The 20685-nt window shown below is 61.5% G+C and carries 18 protein-coding genes; 14 read left to right on the top strand and 4 right to left on the bottom strand.

The genetic code is table 11. From position 1 onward, the window contains the following. Nucleotides 1-73 precede the first annotated feature (73 nt). From ndk to ACJ8HB_RS16190, 11 genes are all read left to right on the top strand, one after another. A complete protein-coding gene (ndk, locus tag ACJ8HB_RS16240; protein WP_004941424.1) occupies nt 74-499 on the top strand; it encodes a nucleoside-diphosphate kinase in 426 nt (141 codons plus the stop codon). Nucleotides 500-736: 237 nt separating this feature from the next. After that, a complete protein-coding gene (locus ACJ8HB_RS16235) occupies nt 737-1933 on the top strand; it encodes a bifunctional tRNA (adenosine(37)-C2)-methyltransferase TrmG/ribosomal RNA large subunit methyltransferase RlmN (RefSeq protein WP_004941426.1) in 1197 nt (398 codons plus the stop codon). 98 nt (nt 1934-2031) lie between these two features. Then, nucleotides 2032-2781 (top strand): type IV pilus biogenesis/stability protein PilW, encoded by a 750-nt coding sequence (gene pilW, locus ACJ8HB_RS16230; RefSeq protein WP_039568691.1) that lies wholly within the window; start codon nt 2032-2034, stop codon nt 2779-2781. Then, nucleotides 2771-3745, top strand: a complete 975-nt coding sequence (gene rodZ, locus ACJ8HB_RS16225) for a cytoskeleton protein RodZ (protein ID WP_004941432.1) — start codon at nt 2771-2773, stop codon at nt 3743-3745. Before pilW ends, rodZ begins: the two co-directional genes overlap by 11 nt. A gap of 47 nt (nt 3746-3792) precedes the next feature. Beyond that, entirely contained in the window at nt 3793-4914 is a 1122-nt protein-coding gene (ispG, locus tag ACJ8HB_RS16220; protein WP_016929756.1) for a flavodoxin-dependent (E)-4-hydroxy-3-methylbut-2-enyl-diphosphate synthase, read from the top strand. A 139-nt stretch (nt 4915-5053) separates the two neighbouring features. Further along, on the top strand, nt 5054-6328 hold the full coding sequence (hisS, locus tag ACJ8HB_RS16215) for a histidine--tRNA ligase (RefSeq protein ID WP_033635593.1): 1275 nt from the start codon (nt 5054-5056) through the stop codon (nt 6326-6328). A gap of 13 nt (nt 6329-6341) precedes the next feature. Continuing rightward, a complete protein-coding gene (locus tag ACJ8HB_RS16210) occupies nt 6342-6962 on the top strand; it encodes a YfgM family protein (RefSeq protein ID WP_033635592.1) in 621 nt (206 codons plus the stop codon). An 11-nt stretch (nt 6963-6973) separates the two neighbouring features. Continuing rightward, nucleotides 6974-8155 (top strand): outer membrane protein assembly factor BamB, encoded by a 1182-nt coding sequence (gene bamB, locus ACJ8HB_RS16205; protein WP_047570924.1) that lies wholly within the window; start codon nt 6974-6976, stop codon nt 8153-8155. Between the two features lie 131 nt (nt 8156-8286). After that, entirely contained in the window at nt 8287-9777 is a 1491-nt protein-coding gene (gene der, locus ACJ8HB_RS16200; protein ID WP_047570926.1) for a ribosome biogenesis GTPase Der, read from the top strand. 99 nt (nt 9778-9876) lie between these two features. Further along, complete coding sequence (locus tag ACJ8HB_RS16195; RefSeq protein ID WP_047570928.1) at nt 9877-10833, top strand: AEC family transporter; 957 nt, start codon at nt 9877-9879, stop codon at nt 10831-10833. Nucleotides 10834-10845: 12 nt separating this feature from the next. Then, nucleotides 10846-11067, top strand: coding sequence for a zinc ribbon domain-containing protein (locus ACJ8HB_RS16190; RefSeq protein WP_047570930.1), 222 nt, complete (start codon nt 10846-10848; stop codon nt 11065-11067). Nucleotides 11068-11071: 4 nt separating this feature from the next. Here ACJ8HB_RS16190 and ACJ8HB_RS16185 read toward each other — a convergent pair whose 3' ends face one another. The 3 genes from ACJ8HB_RS16185 to ACJ8HB_RS16175 form a co-directional block, all read right to left on the bottom strand. Then, on the bottom strand, nt 11072-11413 hold the full coding sequence (locus ACJ8HB_RS16185) for a protealysin inhibitor emfourin (protein WP_033648911.1): 342 nt from the start codon (nt 11411-11413) through the stop codon (nt 11072-11074). Then, nucleotides 11413-12438, bottom strand: a complete 1026-nt coding sequence (locus tag ACJ8HB_RS16180) for a M4 family metallopeptidase (RefSeq protein ID WP_047570932.1) — start codon at nt 12436-12438, stop codon at nt 11413-11415. The genes ACJ8HB_RS16185 and ACJ8HB_RS16180 overlap by 1 nt, the downstream gene beginning before the upstream one ends. A 62-nt stretch (nt 12439-12500) precedes the next feature. Continuing rightward, on the bottom strand, nt 12501-13583 hold the full coding sequence (locus tag ACJ8HB_RS16175; protein ID WP_047570934.1) for a LacI family DNA-binding transcriptional regulator: 1083 nt from the start codon (nt 13581-13583) through the stop codon (nt 12501-12503). A 359-nt stretch (nt 13584-13942) separates the two neighbouring features. Between ACJ8HB_RS16175 and ACJ8HB_RS16170 the strand changes: the two genes are divergently transcribed. Both ACJ8HB_RS16170 and ACJ8HB_RS16165 read left to right on the top strand, forming a co-directional pair. Then, nucleotides 13943-15253 (top strand): MFS transporter, encoded by a 1311-nt coding sequence (locus ACJ8HB_RS16170; RefSeq protein WP_033635583.1) that lies wholly within the window; start codon nt 13943-13945, stop codon nt 15251-15253. A gap of 11 nt (nt 15254-15264) precedes the next feature. Then, nucleotides 15265-17631 carry a glycoside hydrolase family 31 protein gene (locus ACJ8HB_RS16165; RefSeq protein ID WP_047570938.1) on the top strand — a complete coding sequence of 789 codons (2367 nt, stop codon included), beginning with the start codon at nt 15265-15267 and terminating at the stop codon, nt 17629-17631. Between the two features lie 3 nt (nt 17632-17634). Here ACJ8HB_RS16165 and xseA read toward each other — a convergent pair whose 3' ends face one another. Further along, entirely contained in the window at nt 17635-19011 is a 1377-nt protein-coding gene (xseA, locus tag ACJ8HB_RS16160; protein WP_047571747.1) for an exodeoxyribonuclease VII large subunit, read from the bottom strand. A gap of 170 nt (nt 19012-19181) precedes the next feature. Between xseA and guaB the strand changes: the two genes are divergently transcribed. After that, a complete protein-coding gene (gene guaB / locus ACJ8HB_RS16155; protein ID WP_033635581.1) occupies nt 19182-20645 on the top strand; it encodes an IMP dehydrogenase in 1464 nt (487 codons plus the stop codon). Nucleotides 20646-20685 lie beyond the last annotated feature (40 nt).

The following is a 20685-nucleotide window of genomic DNA, read 5'->3' as shown; positions in this document are numbered from 1 at the left end:
TATAATCTGCGCCACTTGAGAAGGCCGGCAACATTGCAGACCGGCCTGTTTTGGAAGTCATACAGAGGCCATCATGACCGTAGAACGTACCTTTTCCATCGTTAAACCAAACGCTGTAGCCAACAACGACATCGGCGCTATCTACGCTCGTTTCGAGCGCGCCGGTTTCAAAATCATCGCCGCTAAAATGCTGCGTCTGACTCGCGAGCAAGCTGAAGGCTTCTACGCTGAGCACAAAGGCCGCCCATTCTTCGACGGTCTGGTTGAATTCATGACCTCCGGCCCAATCATGGTGCAGGTTCTGGAATCTGAAAACGCCGTGCAGCGCAACCGCGACATCATGGGCGCAACCAACCCGGACAACGCGCTGGCCGGTACCCTGCGTGCCGACTACGCGGACAGCTTCACCGCTAACGCCGTTCACGGTTCCGATTCCGTTGAATCCGCACAGCGCGAAATCGCTTACTTCTTCAACGAAAGCGAAATCTGCGCACGTTAATCGTGCCGTTTCTTGGCTGATAACCAGGCATTCACCGGCTGAAACAATAAAAATGCCCTGAATGCCTTTCAGCCGTAGCCACCCGCTACTAAAATTTGTACAATGCCGCGCCCCTGATAAGACGACTTGTCAGGGGCGTGTTTTTAGTGCCGCCACCCGAATCATGCGGGCTGAAATGCACAACTTACTGTCCATTCTTTAGCGCCATAACGTGTAATAACGAGGCCAGAGATCATTATGTTAGAACCCATCACGTCCGAGCACACCGTGTCTGAAAATAATTCGCTGACTACCCCCTCCGTTAACGTGGAGCAACCGGCTGCGGCCAAAATCAACCTGCTGGACCTGAACCGCCAGCAAATGCGCGAGTTCTTCGCCGAAATGGGCGAGAAACCGTTCCGCGCCGATCAGGTGATGAAGTGGATTTACCACTACTGCTGCGACGACTTCGAGCAGATGACCGACATCAACAAAGTCCTGCGCGGCAAGCTGCAACGCGTGGCGGAAATCCGCGCGCCGGAAGTGGCGGAAGAACAGCGTTCGGCCGACGGCACCATCAAGTGGGCGATTAAAGTCGGCGATCAGCAGGTCGAAACCGTGTACATCCCGGAAGCCGACCGCGCGACGCTGTGCGTCTCCTCGCAGGTAGGCTGCGCGCTGGAGTGCAAATTCTGTTCGACGGCGCAGCAGGGCTTCAACCGCAACCTGCGCGTGTCGGAAATCATCGGCCAGGTGTGGCGCGCGGCGAAAATCATCGGCGCGCTGAAGGTGACCGGCCAACGCCCGATCACCAACGTGGTAATGATGGGGATGGGCGAGCCGCTGCTCAACCTGAACAACGTGGTGCCGGCGATGGAAATCATGCTGGACGACTTCGGCTTTGGCCTGTCCAAACGCCGCGTGACCCTGTCTACCTCCGGCGTGGTGCCGGCGCTGGACAAGCTGGGCGACATGATCGACGTGGCGCTGGCGATCTCGCTGCACGCGCCGAACGACACCATCCGCGATGAGATCGTGCCGATCAACCGCAAGTACAACATCGAGACCTTCCTGTCCGCGGTGCGTCGCTATTTGGAGAAATCCAACGCCAACCAGGGCCGCGTGACCGTCGAGTACGTGATGCTGGATCATATCAACGACAGCACCGACGATGCGCATCAGCTGGCGGAAGTGCTGAAAGACACGCCGTGCAAGATCAACCTGATCCCATGGAACCCGTTCCCGGGCGCCCCTTACGGCCGCAGCTCCAACAGCCGGGTGGATCGTTTCTCCAAGGTGTTGATGGAATACGGCTTTACGACTATTGTTCGTAAAACCCGTGGTGACGATATCGACGCCGCCTGCGGGCAACTGGCGGGTGAAGTGATCGACCGTACCAAGCGTACCCTGAAGAAGAAAATGGCCGGGGAACCTATCAACGTACGGGCGGTCTGAATCCTATAGCACCATTTTTTGTTATCTAACAGCCTGTTATGCGAAAGCGTGTCGCTGGCGGGCGTTAGCTGACGGCCGATAAGGAAATGAATGCGGGCATGAAGCTGAAACTGTGGGGTGTGTGGCTGGCGGCCGGGTTGTTGGCCGGGTGTTCCGGTTCAGCGCCGGAAAAGGAAGCACAAGTCTCTGAGGCGGGCCAAACGCGGTTGCAGCTGGGCCTGGAGTACCTGCAGCAAGGCGACATGGACGCCGCGCGCCAGAACCTGGAAAAGGCGCTGGACGCGGCCCCGCAGGATTACCGCACGCAGTTGGGCATGGCGCTCTATGAGCAGCGGATCGGTGAAAATGCCGCGGCCGAACAGCGTTATCGGCAAGCGCTCAAACTTGCGCCGGGCAATGGCACCGTATTGAATAATTACGGTGCGTTTCTTTGCAGTTTAGGGCAGTATGTACCGGCGCAACAGCAGTTTAGCGCTGCGGCGCTGGCGCCCGATTATGGCCAGGTCGCCGACAGCTTGGAAAACGCAGGTTACTGTTTTCTCAAGGCCGGACAAAACGATGAGGCGCGCACGCTGTTGAGCCGCGCGCTGAAAGTCGATCCGGACAAAGGCACTCCGCTGTTGGCGGAGGCCGAAAAGCAATTTGGAGAAGGGAAGCGCGCCCAGTCGCAACTTTTATTGGATGTTTATCAGCATGTTCTGCCGGCCAGCGCCAGCAGCTTATGGTTACAGATTCGTTTCGCCGCGTTAGCCGGCCGTCAGGATAGCGTTCAACGCTATGGCAAGCAGCTAGCGCGAAGTTTTCCACAATCCAAACAGTACCAGCAGTTCTTAGCTAATGAATACTGAAGCCTCCCAAGATAAAACCGTATCCATGACGACGGGCCAGCGCCTGCGTCAGGCCCGTGAGCAACTCGGGCTGAGCCAACAGACCGTTGCAGAACGCCTGTGTCTCAAAATGTCCACCGTGCGCGATATCGAGGAAGACAGCGTGTCCGCTGACCTCGCTTCCACCTTCGTGCGCGGCTACATCCGTTCCTACGCCAAGCTGGTGCATTTGCCGGAAGACGAACTGCTGCCGATGCTGGCCAAGCAGGCGCCGTTGAAGATGGCGAAAGTGGCGCCGATGCAAAGCTTCTCGCTGGGCAAGCGCCGCAAGAAACGCGACGGCTGGCTGATGAGCTTCACCTGGCTTATCGTGTTCGTGGTGATCGGCCTGACCGGCGCCTGGTGGTGGCAAAACCACAAGGCCCAGCAGGAAGAGATCGCCACCATGGCCGATCAGTCCTCCGCGCAGCTTTCGCAGAATAACGAAGGGCAGTCCGTGCCGCTGACCGACGGCAATGCCGATGCCGGCACCAACGTGCCGTTGACCGACAACAGCGCCGCGCCGGCCGATACTGGCGCAGCGGCTCAGGCGCCGGCGGCGACCGCCCAGGCGCCGAGCGCGGCTCAGCAGCAGCCTGCCGTGGTGTCGCCAAGCCAGACCACCCTGCCGGAAACCGCGCCGGCGGCACAAGCGCCGTTGCCGACCGCCGATGCGGGCGTGGCTGCGCCGGCGGCCGATCCGAATGCGCTGGTGATGGATTTCTCCGCCGACTGCTGGCTGCAGGTGACCGACGCGAGCGGTAAGACGCTTTTCAGCGGCACCCAGAAGCAGGGCGGCAAGCTGAACCTGACCGGCACTGCGCCGTATAAACTGACCATCGGCGCGCCGGCGGCAGTTCAGATCCAGTATCAGGGTAAACCGGTTGATTTAAGCCGGTTCGTTAAGTCAAACCGTGTTGCTCGCCTGACCGTCGCCGCGCAGTAATCGCGCGGCACCGGTCGTGATGTCAGAGCAGCAATGGAGAGTAAGTAATGCATAACCAAGCGCCCATCAACCGTCGAAAATCTACACGCATTTACGTCGGCAAGGTGCCTATTGGTGATGGCGCGCCGATTGCCGTGCAGTCGATGACCAACACCCGTACCACCGATGTTGAAGCAACGGTTAATCAGATCAAAGCGCTGGAGCGCGTGGGCGTCGACATCGTCCGCGTTTCGGTTCCTACCATGGACGCCGCCGAGGCGTTCAAGCTGATCAAGCAGCAGGTCAACGTGCCGCTGGTCGCCGATATCCACTTCGATTATCGCATCGCGCTGCAGGTTGCCGAATACGGCGTAGACTGCCTGCGCATCAACCCGGGCAACATCGGCAACGAATCGCGCATTCGCTCGGTGGTGGACTGCGCCCGCGACAAGAACATCCCGATTCGCATCGGCGTCAACGGCGGCTCGCTGGAGAAAGACCTGCAGGAAAAGTACGGCGAACCTACGCCGGAAGCGCTGCTGGAATCCGCCATGCGCCACGTGGACATCCTCGATCGCCTCAACTTCGACCAGTTCAAGGTCAGCGTCAAGGCGTCGGACGTGTTCCTGGCGGTGCAGTCTTACCGCCTGCTGGCCTCGCGCATCGATCAGCCGCTGCATCTGGGTATCACCGAAGCCGGCGGCGCACGCAGCGGGTCGGTCAAATCGGCCATCGGCCTGGGCATGCTGCTGTCTGAAGGCATCGGCGACACCCTGCGCATCTCGCTGGCGGCGGATCCGGTCGAAGAGGTGAAGGTCGGTTTCGATATCCTGAAGTCGCTGCGCATCCGCGCGCGCGGTATCAACTTTATCGCCTGCCCGACCTGTTCGCGTCAGGAGTTCGACGTGATCGGCACGGTGAACGCGCTGGAGCAGCGCCTGGAAGATATCATCACGCCGATGGACGTTTCGATCATCGGCTGCGTTGTGAACGGCCCGGGCGAAGCGCTGGTGTCCACCATGGGCGTGACCGGCGGCCACAAGAAGAGCGGCTTCTATGAAGACGGCGTGCGCCAGAAAGAGCGTTTCGACAACGAACAGATGATCGACCAGCTGGAAGCGAAAATTCGCGCCAAGGCCGCGATGATGGACGAAAGCAACCGCATCACGGTCAATCTGCTGGAAAAATAAGCGTTATCGCTACACGGCGGGCCTGTTGGCCCGCTTGTTTATGAACCTGAAGGGCAGAAAACCGCATCCGCGTTGAATACCGGGCGGCAAAGTCCCTATAATCAGGTTCATTTTTACAGACAACGGACAGAGAACTCACGTGGCAAAGAACATTCAAGCCATTCGCGGCATGAACGACTACCTGCCGGAAGAAACGGCATTATGGCAGCGTATTGAAGGCACCCTCAAGCAGGTGCTGGGCAGCTACGGTTACAGCGAAATCCGGTTGCCGATTGTAGAGCAGACCCCGTTATTCAAACGCGCGATCGGTGAAGTGACCGACGTCGTGGAAAAAGAGATGTATACCTTCGAAGACCGCAACGGCGAAAGCCTGACGCTGCGTCCGGAAGGGACGGCCGGCTGCGTGCGCGCCGGCATCGAACATGGTCTGCTGTACAATCAGGAACAGCGTCTGTGGTACATCGGCCCGATGTTCCGCTACGAGCGCCCGCAGAAGGGTCGTTACCGTCAGTTCCATCAGCTGGGCGCGGAAGTGTTCGGCCTGCAAGGCCCGGACGTCGACGCCGAGCTGATCCTGCTGACCGCCCGCTGGTGGAAAGCGCTGGGCATCGCCGAGCACGTCAAGCTGGAGCTGAACTCCATCGGTTCGCTGGAGGCGCGCGCCAACTACCGCGACGCGTTGGTGGCGTTCCTGGAGCAGCACGTCGAGGTGCTGGACGAAGACTGCAAACGCCGCATGTACAGCAACCCGCTGCGCGTGCTGGACTCCAAGAATCCTGAGGTGCAGGCGCTGCTGAACGACGCGCCGCGCCTGTCCGAGTACCTGGATGAAGAATCCCGTGCTCACTTCGCCGGTCTGTGTGAACTTTTGGCGCAGGCAGGTATCCCATATACCGTTAACGAGCGCCTGGTGCGCGGTCTGGATTACTACAATCGCACCGTGTTTGAGTGGGTGACCACCAGCCTGGGCGCGCAGGGCACCGTCTGCGCTGGCGGCCGTTACGACGGCCTGGTCGAGCAATTGGGCGGCCGTGCCACCCCGGCGGTCGGTTTCGCCATGGGCCTCGAACGCCTGGTGTTGCTGGTGCAGGCGGTTAACCCGGAATTCAAGGCGCCGTCGGCTATCGACGTGTACGTCATCTCTTCCGGCGCGGGCACCCAGAGCGCGGCGATGCAGCTGGCTGAACAGGTGCGCGACGCGGCGCCGCAGCTGAAGCTGATGACCAATTACGGCGGCGGCAACTTCAAGAAGCAGATCACCCGTGCGGACAAATGGGGCGCGCGCATCGCGCTGATCCTGGGTGAGAGCGAAGTGGCGGCGCAGCAGGTGGTGGTGAAAGACCTGCGCAGTGGTGAACAAGAAACGCTGGCGCAAAGCGAAGTCGCTGCGCGTCTGGCTTTGATGTTAGGTTAAGGAGAAGGACACCGTGGAAGTCTATACCACTGAAAACGAACAAGTCGACGCACTGCGTCGGTTCTTTGCCGAGAACGGCAAAGCGCTGGCGGTGGGCGTGGTGCTCGGAATTGGTGCCCTGGTTGGCTGGCGTTACTGGCAGAGCCATGAAAACTCCAACATGATGGCTGCGTCGCAATCCTATCAGGAAGCCAGCGATCGTCTGGCGGCCGGCAAGCCGGATGACGTGGCTGCCGCGGAGAAATTTGTCCAGGCTAACGGCAACAGCTACGGCGTATTGGCCGCGCTGCAGTTGGCCAAGCACTTTGTCGAACAGAATGATTTCGCCAAGGCGGAACAGCAATTGGCGCTGGCGCAGGGCCAGACCAAAGACGACAACCTGTTGGCGATGATCGACCTGCGTCTGGCGCGCGTCCAGCTGCAGGAGAAAAAGCTGGATGAAGCGCTGAAAACGCTGGATGGCGTGAAAGGCGAAGGCTGGGCGGCGATGATGCAGGATGTGCGCGGCGATGTGCTGCTGGCCAAGGGCGACGCCAAAGGCGCGCGCGAAGCTTACAGCAAAGGCATTGAGTCCAACGCTTCTCAGGCGCTGCAGGTTCTGCTGCGCATGAAATTGAATAACTTGTCCAGCTAAGGGGAATTCCCATGCAATTGCGTAAAACACTCTTGGTCGGACTGGTTTCCGCTGCCTTGCTGAGTGGTTGCTCGCTGTTTAACAGCGAAGAAGACGTGGTTACCATGTCGCCGTTGCCGAAAGTTGAAAATCAGTTTACGCCGAGCAAGGCGTGGAGCACCTCGGTCGGCGACGGCATCGGTGAGTATTACTCCCACCTGCGTCCGGCCTATCAGGACAGCACCATTTACGCCGCCGATCGCTTCGGCATCGTGAAAGCGATGGACGCCGACAGCGGCAACGAGAAGTGGAAGGTCAATCTCTCCGAGAAGACCGGCTTCTTCTCCAGCAACCTGTCTGCGCTGCTGTCGGGCGGCCTGACGGTCGCGGGTGACAAGGTTTACGTCGGCAGCGAAAAAGCGGTGGTTTACGCATTGAACACCGCCGACGGCGCCATCGCCTGGCAGACCAAAGTGGCCGGCGAAGCGATCTCCCGTCCGGTTGTCAGCGACGGCATGGTGTTGGTGCACACCTCCAACGGCATGCTGCAGGCGTTGAACGAAGCCGACGGCGCGGTGAAATGGACGGTTAACCTGGACATGCCTTCGCTGTCGCTGCGCGGTGAATCCGCGCCGGCCGTCGCCTTTGGCGCCGCCATCGTCGGCGGTGACAACGGCCGCGTCAGCGCCGTGCTGATGCAGCAGGGCCAACTGATCTGGCAACAGCGTATTTCTCAGCCGAGCGGCGCGACCGAAATCGATCGCCTGAACGACGTGGACACCACGCCGGTGATCGTTGACGGCGTGGTCTACGCGCTGGGCTACAACGGCAACCTGACGGCGCTGGATCTGCGTTCCGGCCAGATTATCTGGAAACGCGAGCTGGGTTCGGTGAACGATTTCATCGTCGACGCGGGCCGCATCTACCTGATCGACCAGAACGATCGCGTCGTCGCGCTCAGCACCGAAGGCGGCGTGACCGTGTGGACGCAGAGCGATCTGCTGCACCGCAACCTGACGCCGCCGGTGATGTATAATGGTTATCTGGTGACCGGTGACGCCGAAGGCTATCTGCACTGGATTAACACCACCGATGGCCGTTTTGTCGCCCAGCAGGAAGTGGACAGCTCCGGCTTCCTGTCTGCGCCGATGGTGGCCAGCGACAAGCTGATCATCCAGGCTCGCGGCGGGAAAGTTTACGCTTTCACCCGCTAACGCCGCTCGTCGCAAGGCTTGAAAACGGCTCCTGAATGTTCAGGGGCCGTTTCGTATTTTTATAAGCTGCACCGCTGGTGTCTATCCACAGTGTAGTAACGCATTGATTATTAAGTAATGAGGCTTCAACAATGATACCTGTCGTCGCGCTGGTCGGGCGCCCGAATGTGGGTAAATCCACCTTGTTCAACCGTTTAACCCATACGCGCGATGCGCTGGTGGCGGATTTCCCGGGGCTGACGCGTGACCGCAAGTATGGTCGTGCTGAAATCGAAGGCAATGAATTTATCATCGTCGATACCGGTGGTATCGACGGCACCGAAGACGGCGTTGAAACGCGCATGGCCGGTCAGTCGCTGCTGGCGATCGAAGAGGCGGACATCGTGCTGTTCATGGTCGACGCCCGCGCCGGCCTGATGCCGGCGGATCAGGGCATCGCCCAGCACCTGCGCAGCCGCCAGAAGGCGACCTTCCTGGTGGCCAACAAGACCGACGGTCTGGATCCTGACACCGCCACCGCCGATTTCTACTCGCTCGGCCTGGGTGAAGTGTTCGCTATCGCCGCTTCCCACGGCCGTGGCGTGACCCAACTGATCGAACACGTGCTGGTGCCGTTCGTGCCGGAAAAACCGGAAGACGTCGAGCTGACCGAGGAAGAGGCCAACGCCGCTTACTGGGCCGAGCAAAACGGCGAAACGCTGGAAGGCGAAGACGACGAAGAGCCGGAAGAAGCGTTCAACCCGCAGGATTTGCCGATCAAGCTGGCGATCGTCGGCCGTCCTAACGTTGGTAAGTCTACGCTCACTAACCGTATCCTCGGCGAGGAGCGCGTGGTGGTGTATGACATGCCGGGCACCACCCGCGACAGCATCTACATTCCGATGGTGCGCGACGAACGCGAATACGTGCTGATCGACACCGCCGGGGTGCGTAAACGCGGCAAGGTGACTGAAACCGTCGAGAAATTCTCGGTGATCAAGACCCTGCAGGCGATTGAAGACGCCAACGTGGTGCTGCTGGTGATCGACGCGCGTGAAGGCATCTCCGATCAGGATCTCTCGCTGCTCGGCTTTATCCTCAATAGTGGGCGCTCACTGGTGATTGCGGTCAACAAGTGGGACGGCATGAGCGAAGAAGATCGCGAGCACGTGAAAGAGATGCTCGACCTGCGTCTGGGCTTCGTTGACTTCGCGCGCGTGCACTTCATTTCCGCTCTGCACGGCAGCGGCGTCGGCAACCTGTTCGAATCGGTGCAGGAAGCCTACGAGTGCGCAACCCGCCGCGTAAACACCTCGATGCTGACCAAAATCATGCAGATGGCGGTTGACGATCACCAGCCACCGTTGGTGCGCGGCCGCCGCGTGAAGCTGAAATACGCTCACGCCGGCGGTTACAACCCGCCGATCGTGGTGATCCACGGCAACCAGGTCAGCGATCTGGCTGATTCGTACAAACGCTACCTGATGAACTACTTCCGCCGCTCGCTGAACGTGATGGGGACGCCGATCCGCATCCAGTTCAAAGAGGGCGACAACCCGTTCGCCGGCAAACGCAACCTGCTGACGCCGACCCAGATGCGTAAGCGCAAGCGCCTGATGAGCCACCTGAAAAAGAGCAAGTAATCGCTCATGAGGGGCGCGGCAGTGATGCCGCGCCCCTTTTTTATTGGCCCGAAATCGTTTTATTATCTGAAGATTACCTCGCCTGCCTGAAGGAACACCATGTCCTGGGAAACCTGGAGTTTTGCGTTTAACGTCACCGTGCCGAATCTGCTGATGATGCTGCTGGGGATCCTGCTGCGCCATTGGCGCCTGATGGATGACCGCTTTGTCGACGGCGCGACCCGCCTGGTGTTCAATCTGGCGCTGCCGTGCCTGCTGTTTTTCAGCATCGCCACCAACCATCCGCAGCTGCTCGGCAACCTGCCGCTGGTGCTGTTCGGCGCGGTCGGCACGCTGGCGACCTTCCTGCTCCTGGAGCTGGCCGCCAAGTGGCTGGTGAAAGAACCGCGTGAGCGCGGGGTGTTCGTGCAGGGCGGTTTCCGCGCCAATACCGCCATCGTCGGCCTGGCCTACGCCATGACCGCCTACGGCAGCGAAGGCATTGCGCTCGCTTCGCTGTACCTGACGGTGACGGTGATCCTGTTCAACGTGCTGTCGGTCATCACCCTCACGCGCAGCCTGCAGGGCGGGCAGGGCAAGAAAATCAGCCACCTGTCTTTGCTGCGCAGCATCGTTACCAACCCGCTGATCATCGGCCTGGTGTGCGGGCTGCTGTACGCGCAAACCGGGCTGGGCATCCCGGCCGTGATCCGCCAGACCGGCAGCTATATCTCTGCGCTGTCGCTGCCGCTGGCGCTGCTGTGCACCGGCGCCAGCCTGGATTTTCGCGCCATGTTCCGCTCGTCCAACGTGGCGGCGCTGTCGTCGGCGGCCAAGCTGTTTCTGGTGCCGTGCCTGATGACGCTGGCCGGCTGGCTGTGCGGGTTTCAGGGGGCGGCGCTGGGCATTATCTTCCTGTTTTCCGCTACGCCGACCGCGTCGGGCAGCTATGTGATGACGCGCGCCATGGGCGGCAACGCCACGCTGGCGGCCAATATTATCGCCATCACCACCGTCGGTTCGTTCTTCACCACCGCGTTGGGGATTTATTTCTTGCGCTCATGGGGCGCGATTTAACCTGGAGTCGTTATGGAAGCGCACTGTCCGCAATGCCGTCAGACCATGAAGTGGGTAGCGGGTCACTACCATTGTGAAGCCTGCCAGCGCGATTATCGGCAGCTGGCGAGCTGCCCGGCGTGCGGGCAGCCGCTGCAAGAATTGAAAGCCTGCGGGGCGGTGGATTACCTGTGCCAGAACGGGCACGTGCTGATCTCCAAAAAACGGGTGAATTTCAGCTATCAGCCGCTGTAAGTCCTCACTCATCCACCTGGCCGGTTTTCCACAGATCCACCAGCGCCTGCGGCGCGCTGCTTTCCGGGATTAACAGCACGATCTCAGTGCTCAGGGTGGGGCTGGTGTAGTTGATTTGCACGCGGTAGTAGCGTTGGTCGCCGCAGCCGGGGGAGCTGGGCTGGCCTTCTTCCTGCGCATAGGGCAGCGTCTGGTTCAGCAACTGATTCAGGCGCTGCCGCTGCTCCGGCGTGATATCGGCCAGCGCGATGCGGCGCTGGCCCGCCAGTTTGGGAATGTAGGCGAAGCCTCCCTCGCGCGCCAGCTCAATGACCGTATCCTGATTGAGCGTCGGCAGCGGTTTCATTATTCCACCCCCACCTGATGCCAGGCTTGCTGCACCTTGTCCGCCACGCTCTGGTCGAAACGCGCTAGCGCATGTTTCATCGTGGTGCGGGCGAAGGTGGCGAAGTCGGCGTTTTGCGGCAGCGCTTTGTCGCACACCGTGTCATACCAGACGTAACCGGCTTTCTCCCAGGCGAAGCCGCCCAGCGCCGTCGCTGCCAGGTAGAAAGCGCGGTTAGGGATGCCGGAATTGAGGTGCACGCCGCCGTTGTCTTCCTTGGTCTGGATATAATCCTTCATGCTGGCGGGCTGCGGGTCTTTACCCAGCAGCGGATCGTCGTAGGCGGTGCCGGGTGCCGACATCGAGCGCAGCCCTTGGCCTTTGATGCCCTCGGCGAGCAGCCCGGCGCCGATCAGCCAGTCGGCTTTATCGGCGGTTTGCTGCAGGTGGAACTGCTTGACCAACGAGCCGAATACGTCGGACAACGACTCGTTGAGCGCCCCGGACTGCTGATAGTAGATCAACCCGGCTTCGCTCTCGGTCACGCCGTGCGCCAGCTCGTGGCCGACCACGTCGATGGCGATGGTGAAACGGTTGAAGATCTCGCCGTCGCCGTCGCCGAACACCATCTGCTGGCCGTTCCAGAAGGCGTTCTGGTACTCCTTGCCGTAGTGCACGCTGCCGACCAGCGGCAGCCCCTGGTTATCCAGTGAATTGCGGCGATAGGCCTGCCAGAAGAAATCGTAGGTGACGCCGAGATAGTCGTAGGCTTCGTCCACCGCCACGTCGTGGTTGCTGGGCTGGCCCTCTTTGCGCACCTGTTTGCCGGGCAGCTGGGTGCCGTTCTGGGCGTCGTAGATATCGCGGAGCGCTTCGCCGGCTCGGGCGTTTTTCTCGGTCGGCGAACGCAGCGGCTTGTTACCGAGCAGGCTTTGCACGTGGTTCAGCGTGTGCAGCGCGCAGTCGCGCTGCGGGGCGTTGCCGTGTTCAATGATGCGGCGCAGCATGTAGGGAGGAATGACGGAACGCATGCGCTGGGCTGGCATAGTGGCTCTCCTTAGGCAAAAATTTTACCTCATCGAATGAATGCACTGTGCCTAAGTGTAGCCTACTCGTCATAAAGCCTGTGGTCATGCGTGCTCACCGCCGGCGCGGTCTTGTGCGGGCTGATGCGTCGCACCGAGGCGCGCACCGCCAGCCGGCCGTGCAGCAGCAGATTGCACGGCGGCGCGTCGGCGCGCAGCATGCGCCGCTGCAGCAGTTGGATCGCCTCGTAGCCCAGTTCGTCACGCGGCACCTGCACCGAGGTCAGCGGCACATCGTGGATTTCCGCCAGGTTGAAGCCGTCGGTGCTCATCACCGAGACGTCGCCCGGCACGCTCAGCCCCCGCTTGTTGAGCGCTTTGACCGCCCCGACCGCCATGTAGTCGCCGCCGGCCAGGATCGCCGTCGGCAGCGGGGCGTGGCCGTGGAGGCCGTCGAGATAGGTGGTCAGCGCCTGCTCGGCCTCTTCGCCGCCGAAGCCGGAGGTGGTGATCAGATGGCGGCCGTCGTCGAACGGCAGATGATGCCGGGCGTAGGCCTGGCGGATGCCCGCCAGCCGCAGCTCCATGGTATGGCGGCGCAGACACTGCAGATTGAGGATATGGCTGTGCCCCTGCTGGAACAGGTAGCTGGCGGAGTAATCGCCGATCAGCTGATGGTCCGGCGAGACGCTGTCCAGCCGCATCTGCCGATCGCTGCAGTTGATCAGCACGCAGGGCTTGTGCAGATCGGCAGCCAGGGTGTGGATATGCTCGTCGTCGATGCCGATGATCAGCGCCGCTTCGGTGTGCGGGTCGCTCATCTTTTCCAGAAACAGCGCGCCGTCGCTGTGTTGCTCTTCCAGCCCGCAGTAGCGGATGCGCACCTCGTGCTCCATCAGCGCGGCGGCGATACCCTGAATGACCTTGTAGTAGAAGATGTCGGTGCGTACGTCGAACGCGCGCTGCGGCGCGAACACCATCACGTTGTTCAGCATCAGCCGGCCGCTGGAAATACCCTGCAGAATGCCGTTTTGCTGCGCACAGTCCAGCACCTTGCGGCGCGCCTCTGCGCTGGTGTTGGCCTTGCCCGCCAGCACGCGGGAAACGGTGCTGATCGACAACCCGGTTTGGCGAGCGATCTCCTGAATTTTCAGCTTTCCGTTCATTCTGTGATCTCCTTCAAATTCGTCCGTGAGAATATTTTCATTGCAGATTTTCAGCGTCTTGACCGGATTTCTTGGTCATTATGACTATTTTTTCACCCGCCTGTGAAAATCTTTGCAAAAAACAGCGTTTCGCTGCGCGCTCTCGCTGAGTAGTCTGCATTGGTACACCAATTTTAGCGACCTGTCAGTCCAATTTTAACGGTGTGCGAAAATGAAAACAAAAATAAATCATGGGGTTGTGATTGTCTGTCGGCCAATGATATGGCGCCGACCCGTTTTCACCGCCCCCGTGTTTGATAGCACAACGTACCCTACCAAAACGCGCGTCGCCGTAGCCGGCGGCCGCGGGGAGAGAACCGATGAGTGTGGAGATCAATCAGGCGGTCGCGCAGAGCGGCCGGCGCAAGTTCAAATCGCTGCGCTGGTGGATGCTGGCGCTGTTCTTGCTGGGCGTCACGGTCAACTACATCACCCGCAACTCGCTGGGCATTCTGGCGCCGGAGCTGAAAACCAGCCTGAACATGAGCACCGAGCAATATGCCTGGGTGGTGGCGTCGTTCCAGCTGGCTTACACGGTGTTTCAGCCGATCTGCGGCTGGCTGATCGACGTTATCGGCCTGAAGATGGGCTTTCTGATCTGCGCCGGCATCTGGGCGGTGGTGTGCATGCTGCACGCCGGCGCCGGCAGCTGGCTGCAACTGGCCATTCTGCGTTTCTTCATGGGGGGCGCGGAGGCGGCGGCCACCCCGGCCAACGCCAAGGCGATCTCCGACTGGTTTCCGAAGAAGGAGCGGCCGATCGCCGCCGGCTGGGCCGGCGTCGGTTTCTCCATCGGCGCCATGCTGGCGCCGCCGATCATCGTCATCGCTCACGTCTCCTTTGGCTGGCAGGGCGCCTTCCTGTTCTCCGGCGGGCTGGCGCTGATCTGGGTGGTGCTGTGGTGGCTGTTCTACCACTCGCCGCAGCAGCACCCGAACCTCAGCCAGCAAGAGCTGGATCTGATCCGCGAAGACAACGAGCCGGTGCTGCCTAAGCTGCCGTTCCTCACCTCGCTGGCCAGCCTGTGCAAGAACAAGAAGTTTTACGGCATCGCCATCCCGGCCTTTCTCGCCGAGCCGGCCTGGGCGGTATTCAGCTTCTGGGTGCCGCTGTACCTGGCCACCGAACGCGGCATGGATCTGAAACAGATCGCGATGTTCGCCTGGCTGCCGTTTCTGGCGGCGGATATCGGCAGCGTCGCCAGCGGCTATCTCACCACCCTGTACCGCAAATGGTTCGGCTGCAGCCGCGTCAACTCGGTGGTCGCCAGCTCGGTGACCGGCGCTTTCCTGATGGTGTCGCTGGCGTTCGTGGCGATCACCCAAGATCCCTATGTGGCGATCGCGCTGATCTCGATCGGCGGCTTCGGCCACCAGGTGATCTCCTGCATGCTCAGCGCGCTGGTGGTGGAGTCGTTCGATAAAAACCAGATGGCGACGGTCAACGGCATGCGCGGATCCAGCGCCTGGATCGCCAGCTTCCTGTTCACGCTGCTGATCGGCGCGGTATCCGACACCATCGGCTTCAACCCGCTGTTCATCGCCATGGGCTTCTTCGATCTGATCGGTGCCCTGTTCCTGATTGCCCTGATCGCCGAACGCGGCGGTAAGAAAACACCTTCACACAGCTAAGTGGAATGCTTATGAAAACCTTGAAAAACTGGACGCTGGCAGCGCAGCATGCCGACCACGTTGAGCTGCTGGTCGATGAACGCCACCGTTTCTGCCTGTACGTGCTGGAAGACGGTCTGTTCCGCGTGTTGATCAAACGTGAGGGCGAACTGGCGCTGGATCGTACCTGGAGCATCGCGCCGCAGGAAGATGTGCCCTGGGAGGGGCGCGATCGGCTCAGCGTCGCCGGCTTCAGCCTGCCGGGCTACCAGCTGCGCCAGGAGGGCGATCGGCTGGTGGTCAGCACGCCGCTGCTGCGCGTGACGGTGCATCAGCCGCTGTGGCTGGAATGGGAATATTGCAACGCCGCCGGCGAATGGCGGCCGCTGGCGGCGGATCGGCCGACCAGCGCCTACCAGCTCAATGCGCACGGCGACGGCGTGGCGCACTATCAGCGGCGTTTCGCCGATGAGCGTTATTACGGCCTGGGGGAGAAGGCCGGCGATCTGGAACGCACCGGCCGCCGCTTCGAGATGCGTAACCTGGACGCGATGGGCTACAACGCCGCCAGCACCGATCCGCTGTACAAGCACATTCCGTTCACCATCACCCGCGGGCCGGAGGCGAGCTTCGGCCTGTTTTACGACAACCTGAGCAGCTGCTGGTTGGATTTGGGCAACGAGATCGACAACTACCACGCGGCCTATCGCCGCTATCAGGCCGAAGCGGGCGATCTGGATTACTACCTGTTCCTCGGGCCGAAGGTCTTGGACGTCACTAAGGCCTTCGTGCGCCTGACCGGCCGCACCCACTTCGGACCGAAGTGGAGCCTGGGCTACAGCGGCTCGACCATGCACTACACCGACGCGCCGGATGCCCAGCAGCAGCTGCAGCAGTTCATCGCGCTGTGCCGTCAACACGCCATTCCCTGCGACTCTTTCCAGCTGTCGTCGGGCTACACCTCGATCAACAACAAGCGCTACGTGTTCAACTGGAATTACGACAAGGTGCCGCAGCCCAAGCAACTGAGCCAGGCGTTTCACGACGCCGGCCTCAGGCTGGCGGCCAACATCAAGCCGTGCCTGCTGCAGGATCACCCGCAGTATCAGGCGGTGGCGGCGCAGGGGCTGTTTATCCGCGATTCGCAAAGCGACGCGCCCGAGCGCTCCAGCTTCTGGGACGACGAAGGATCGCACCTCGACTTCACCAACCCGGCGGCGGTGCGCTGGTGGCAGCAGGGCGTCACGCAGCAACTGCTGGAGATGGGCATCGACTCGACCTGGAACGACAACAACGAGTACGAAGTGTGGGACGGCGAAGCGCGCTGCCACGGCTTCGGGCGGCCAATCGCCATCAAGCACATCCGCCCGGTGATGCCGCTGCTGATGATGCGCGCCTCGATGGAGGCCCAGCAGCGCTTCGCGCCGCAGAAGCGGCCGTATCTGATCTCGCGCTCCGGCTGCGCCGGCATGCAGCGCTACGTGCAGACCTGGAGCGGCGACAACCGCACCAGCTGGCAGACGCTGCGCTACAACATCCGCATGGGGCTGGGCATGAGCCTGTCCGGGCTGTATAACCTTGGCCACGACGTCGGCGGCTTCTCGGGCGACAAACCGGATGCGGAGTTGCTGGTGCGCTGGGTGCAAAACGGCGTGATGCATCCGCGTTTCACCATCCACTCCTGGAACGACGACGCCACGGTCAACGAGCCCTGGATGTACCCGGCCGCCACCCCGGCGGTGCGCGAGGCGATCAACCTGCGTTACCGGCTGATGCCGTATTTCTACACGCTGTTGTGGCAGGCCTGCGCGGATGACGAACCGATGCTGCGCCCGACCTTTCTCGATCATGAACAGGATGCGCACACCTTCGGCGAGAACGACGATTTTCTGATCGGCCGCGATCTGCTGGTGGCCAGCGTGGTGGAGCCGGGGCAGCGCCGGCGTGCGGTATATCTGCCGGACAACGGCGAAGGCTGGTACTGCTTCTACAGCGGCCAATGGTTCGGCGGCGGCCAGGCGGTGACGCTGGAGGCGCCGCTGGAGCGTTTGCCGCTGCTGGTGCGCGCCGGGGCGGCGCTGCCGCTGTCGCAGCGGCTGGCGCATGTGGACGTGGCGGCCGACGATCGGCGCGAGCTGCAGCTGTTTCCGCTCAAGGGCTGCGGCGCAAGCAGCGGGCTGTTGTTTGAGGACGACGGTGAAAGCGAAGGCTGGCGACAGGGCGATGCGCTGTGGCTGCGTTGGGAAATGCGCTGCGACCATCAGCGCATCATGCTGGATATCACGACGGAAGGGCGTTTCCGCCCGGCCTGGCGCACGTTGGCGCTCAGCCTGCCGGAAGGCGAAATGCGCGCGCTGTGGGTGAACGGCGAACCGGGCGAGCGTTTTACGCTGGAGTAGGGGTTACTCGGCCGCGCGTTTCTTGCGCGGCTTCTTGGCGACGGTGATGGTTTTCACCTCGCTTTCCACCCAGCCGTCCTGCAGGCGGGTTTTCAGCAGTTCGCCGACCTGCGCCTGCTTGGTGGTTTTCAGCAGCTCGCCGCGCGGGGTTTGCGTCACGCTGTAGCCGCGCGCCAGCGTCGCCAGCGGGCTGACGGTTTCCAACTGGCTGCAGGCCACGCCGAAGCGCTGGCGGTAGGCGTTGAGCTGCCGCTCCATTGCTTGCTGCAGGCGGTATTCCTGCTGCTGCACGCGCTGTTGGTAGCGATGAATGCGGCCCTGCGGCTGCACCTGCGCCAGCCGCTGCTGGGCGCGTTCGCTGCGGCGGGCGGCCAGGCGCAGCTGTTGCTGCATGCCGTCTTCCATCCGGCGCTGCAGCTTGAACAGCAGCGTTTGCTGGCGCGCCAGGCGCAGATGCGGATGCTGCTGCTGCAAACGGTGGTGAATGCGGGTGAACTGCTGCTGGCGCTGCGCCAGATAGTAATCCATCGCCATCTCCAGCCGCTGCTGCTGCGATTGCAGCTGGCGCAACAGCTCGAGCTGATTGCGGCTGACCAGTTCGGCGGCGGCGGAAGGGGTCGGCGCGCGCAGATCGGCGACAAAATCGGCGATGGTGATGTCGGTTTCATGGCCGACGGCGCTGACGATCGGAATGCGGCTGGCGAAGATCGCCCGCGCCACGCGTTCGTCGTTGAAGCTCCACAGATCTTCCAGCGAACCGCCGCCGCGGCCGACGATCAGCACGTCGCATTCGTCGCGGCGGTTGGCGGCCTCGATGGCGCGCACGATCTGCATCGGCGCTTCCGCGCCCTGCACCGAGGTGGGGTAGATGACGATCGGCAACGACGGATCGCGCCGCTGCAATACCTGCAGAATATCGTGCAGCGCCGCGCCGCTGGCGGAGGTGATCACCCCGACGCGTTTGGCCGGGGCGGGCAGCGGCTGCTTGAACTGCTGATCGAACAGCCCTTCGGCGCTCAGGCGCTGTTTCAGCTGCTCGAACTGTTGCTGCAGCAGGCCGTCGCCGGCGGGCTGCATGCTCTCGGCGATCAGCTGGTAGTCGCCGCGCGGTTCATACAGCGTGATGCTGGCGCGCACCAGGACCTGCTGGCCGTTTTGCGGCCGGAAGGTGACGCGGCGGTTGCTGTTGCGGAACATCGCGCAGCGCACCTGGGCGCGATCGTCTTTCAGCGTGAAATACCAGTGGCCGGAGGCGGGCTGGGAGAGGTTGGAGATCTCGGCGGAGAGCCAAATCTGCCCCATTTCCATTTCCAGCAGTTGGCGAACCGTCTGATTGAGGCGGCTTACGGTAAAAATGGAAGGCGAAACAGGTAGCGACATGTGACCCAGATCAAATTTCAAAACAATCACTTAATTGGTCGATACTACATGGCTGAAAAAGGTAATCAAGACTTTTTGTAAGAAAGTGCTGGAGGCAACCGATTCCGCTCTGTATAATGCCGCGGCAATATTTTATCTTTTTCACAGCCCACCCTGGTGAGATATTGCCCATGCTACGTATCGCTAAAGAAGCTCTGACGTTTGACGACGTCCTCCTGGTTCCAGCCCACTCCACGGTTCTGCCTAACACCGCAGAGCTCGGCACCCAACTGACCAAAACCATCCGCCTGAACATCCCTATGCTGTCCGCAGCCATGGATACCGTTACCGAATCCGGCCTGGCCATCGCGCTGGCGCAGGAAGGCGGCCTGGGCTTCATCCACAAAAACATGTCCATCGAGCGCCAGGCTGAAGAAGTCAGCCGTGTGAAGAAGCATGAAAGCGGCGTAGTTACCGACCCGCAGACCGTTACCCCATCCACCACGCTGCAGGAAGTGAAAGAGCTGACCGCCCGCAACGGCTTCGCCGGTTACCCGGTCGTCACCGAAGACAATGAGCTGGTCGGCATCATCACCGGCCGCGACGTGCGCTTCGTGACCGATCTGACCCAGCCGGTCACCGCGGTCATGACGCCGAAAGATCGCCTGGTCACCGTGAAAGAAGGTGAAGCGCGCGACGTGGTGCTGCAGAAGATGCACGAAAAGCGCGTAGAAAAAGCGCTGGTGGTGGACGACAGCTTCCACCTGCTGGGCATGATCACCGTTAAAGACTTCCAGAAAGCGGAACGCAAACCGAACGCCTGTAAAGACGAGCACGGCCGTCTGCGCGTGGGCGCGGCCGTCGGCGCCGGCGCCGGCAACGAAGAGCGCGTTGACGCGCTGGTGGCGGCAGGCGTTGACGTTCTGCTGATCGACTCCTCGCACGGCCACTCCGAAGGCGTGTTGCAGCGCATCCGCGAAACCCGCGCCAAATACCCGGATCTGCAGATCGTCGGCGGCAACGTCGCGACCGCAGCGGGCGCCAAAGCGCTGGCTGAAGCCGGCGTGAGCGCGGTGAAAGTCGGTATCGGCCCTGGCTCCATCTGTACTACCCGCATCGTGACCGGCGTGGGCGTACCGCAGATCACCGCCATCGCCGACGCGGTGGAAGCGCTGGAAGGCACCGGCATCCCGGTTATCGCCGACGGCGGCATCCGCTTCTCCGGCGACATCGCCAAAGCGATCGCCGCGGGCGCATCCTGCGTGATGGTCGGCTCCATGCTGGCGGGCACCGAAGAATCCCCGGGCGAAATCGAGCTGTATCAGGGCCGTTCGTTCAAATCTTACCGCGGCATGGGCTCTCTGGGCGCGATGTCCAAAGGCTCTTCCGACCGTTACTTCCAGACCGATAACGCCGCCGACAAACTGGTGCCGGAAGGTATCGAAGGCCGCGTGGCCTATAAAGGCATGCTGAAAGCCATCGTGCACCAGCAGATGGGCGGCCTGCGCTCCTGCATGGGCCTGACCGGCTGCGCCACCATCGACGATCTGCGCACCAAGGCGGAGTTCGTGCGCATCAGCGGCGCCGGCATTCAGGAAAGCCACGTGCACGACGTGACCATCACCAAAGAGTCGCCGAACTACCGCATGGGCTAATGCCTTAACCTCTCCTGAGTGAGAGGCCGGGGTGGGGCGT

The sequence above is a fragment of the Serratia sp. CY27727 genome (assembly GCF_052169275.1).
Taxonomy (GTDB): Bacteria; Pseudomonadota; Gammaproteobacteria; order Enterobacterales; family Enterobacteriaceae; genus Serratia; species Serratia sarumanii.
Note: the sequence above shows the minus strand (reverse complement) of the source record. Positions and strands in the feature narration are given on the sequence as shown.

Coding starts and splice junctions, on each gene's coding strand:
- ndk (WP_004941424.1), top strand. CDS start 74: ATGACCGTAGAACGTACCTTTTCCATCGTTAAACCAAACGCTGTAGCC.
- ACJ8HB_RS16235 (WP_004941426.1), top strand. CDS start 737: ATGTTAGAACCCATCACGTCCGAGCACACCGTGTCTGAAAATAATTCG.
- pilW (WP_039568691.1), top strand. CDS start 2,032: ATGAAGCTGAAACTGTGGGGTGTGTGGCTGGCGGCCGGGTTGTTGGCC.
- rodZ (WP_004941432.1), top strand. CDS start 2,771: ATGAATACTGAAGCCTCCCAAGATAAAACCGTATCCATGACGACGGGC.
- ispG (WP_016929756.1), top strand. CDS start 3,793: ATGCATAACCAAGCGCCCATCAACCGTCGAAAATCTACACGCATTTAC.
- bamB (WP_047570924.1), top strand. CDS start 6,974: ATGCAATTGCGTAAAACACTCTTGGTCGGACTGGTTTCCGCTGCCTTG.
- der (WP_047570926.1), top strand. CDS start 8,287: ATGATACCTGTCGTCGCGCTGGTCGGGCGCCCGAATGTGGGTAAATCC.
- ACJ8HB_RS16195 (WP_047570928.1), top strand. CDS start 9,877: ATGTCCTGGGAAACCTGGAGTTTTGCGTTTAACGTCACCGTGCCGAAT.
- ACJ8HB_RS16190 (WP_047570930.1), top strand. CDS start 10,846: ATGGAAGCGCACTGTCCGCAATGCCGTCAGACCATGAAGTGGGTAGCG.
- ACJ8HB_RS16185 (WP_033648911.1), bottom strand. CDS start 11,413: ATGAAACCGCTGCCGACGCTCAATCAGGATACGGTCATTGAGCTGGCG.
- ACJ8HB_RS16180 (WP_047570932.1), bottom strand. CDS start 12,438: ATGCCAGCCCAGCGCATGCGTTCCGTCATTCCTCCCTACATGCTGCGC.
- ACJ8HB_RS16175 (WP_047570934.1), bottom strand. CDS start 13,583: ATGAACGGAAAGCTGAAAATTCAGGAGATCGCTCGCCAAACCGGGTTG.
- ACJ8HB_RS16170 (WP_033635583.1), top strand. CDS start 13,943: ATGAGTGTGGAGATCAATCAGGCGGTCGCGCAGAGCGGCCGGCGCAAG.
- ACJ8HB_RS16165 (WP_047570938.1), top strand. CDS start 15,265: ATGAAAACCTTGAAAAACTGGACGCTGGCAGCGCAGCATGCCGACCAC.
- xseA (WP_047571747.1), bottom strand. CDS start 19,011: ATGTCGCTACCTGTTTCGCCTTCCATTTTTACCGTAAGCCGCCTCAAT.
- guaB (WP_033635581.1), top strand. CDS start 19,182: ATGCTACGTATCGCTAAAGAAGCTCTGACGTTTGACGACGTCCTCCTG.